This is a genomic window from Gordonia malaquae NBRC 108250 (assembly GCF_000344135.1).
GTDB lineage: Bacteria > Actinomycetota > Actinomycetes > Mycobacteriales > Mycobacteriaceae > Gordonia > Gordonia malaquae.
On the sequence record NZ_BAOP01000088.1, the window covers coordinates 1 to 1,323 of the forward strand.

The window sequence follows — 1,323 nt, forward strand, 5'->3', positions numbered from 1 at the left end:
CCTAGCCTGAATCTTTCATCGGTGGATTCGACTCGCCAGCCCTGATACATGAAGAAAGGTGCTCTCACCTGCGATAATCGTTCTTGCGACAGTCCGATTACGTCAGAGTGAAGGAGCACCTTTCTGGTGAACAACTCTACCGTGTTCTACCCACACATCCACGCCACCGGCGACGGCGAGAACCTCGTGTCCCACGCCGGAACGGTCTTGCTGACCCGGACCGTCGAGGTCAGCGGTCTGGCAGCAGAACTGTCGACCGCACTCGGACCGTGGCGCACACCGTTGGCCAGGCATGATCCGGGCAAGATCATCGCCGACCCCGCCGTCGCTGTGGTCGCCGGCGGTGACTGCCTCGCCGATATCGCGACCATCCGCGAACGCCCCGATACGTTCGGTCACGTCGCCTCCGACCCGACCGTCTCCCGCCTGATCTCGACGTTGGCCGCCTCGCCGGCCCAGACGTTGTCGGCGATCGCCGCTGCTCGAGCAGCAACCCGGGCACGCGTGTGGGCGTTGGCCGGTCCCGCTGCTCCGAACCACGACATCTCAGCGACGAACCCGCTGGTCATCGACCTCGACGCGACCCTGGTCACCGCCCACTCCGACAAGCAATCGGCGACGGGAAACTACAAGGGCGGCTACGGATTTCATCCGATGGCCGCGTTCATCGACCACGGACCGGGCGGCACCGGAGAAGCCGGAACGATCCTGCTGCGACCGGGAAACGCCGGATCGAACACCGCCGCCGACCACATCACCACCACCCGAGCTGCGTTGGCGCAGATCCCCGACCTGCCCGCCCGTCCCGGCCGCAAGATCCTGATCCGCACCGATTCGGCCGGCGCCACCCACGACTTCCTCGACTATCTCCACAAGCAGCGAGTCTCGTACTCGATCGGATTCGGCCTCGACGCCCGCCTGGGTGACATCATCGACCGACTCCCGAAACAGGCATGGACTCCGGCCTACACCAGCGACCGTGAACCTCGAGACGGTGCCGACGTCGCCGAACTGACTGGGGTCATCGACCTGTCGGGATGGCCTGCGGGGATGCGGGTGATCGTGCGGCGGGAGAAACCACATCCCGGTGCACAACTGCGCATCACCGACTCGAGCGGGTGGCGGTTGACGGCGTTCGCTACGAACACCACACGAGGGCAGCTCGCCGATCTGGAACTGCGGCACCGGCGGCGCGCACGCTGTGAGGACCGGATTCGGCAGGGCAAGGACTGCGGCCTGCTGAACCTGCCGTTGTTCTCCTTCGCGCAGAACCACGTGTGGACGGCGATCGTGGCGCTGGCGATCGACCTGAACGCGTGGATG

The 1,323-nt window shown here is 65.5% G+C and carries 1 protein-coding gene; it reads left to right on the forward strand.

Annotated features, from left to right (window positions below; all coding sequences use genetic code 11):
* Positions 1 to 126: 126 nt before the first annotated feature.
* On the forward strand, positions 127 to 1,323 hold a 1,197-nt coding region (locus GM1_RS21285), incomplete at its 3' end, for an IS1380 family transposase (protein WP_008382440.1).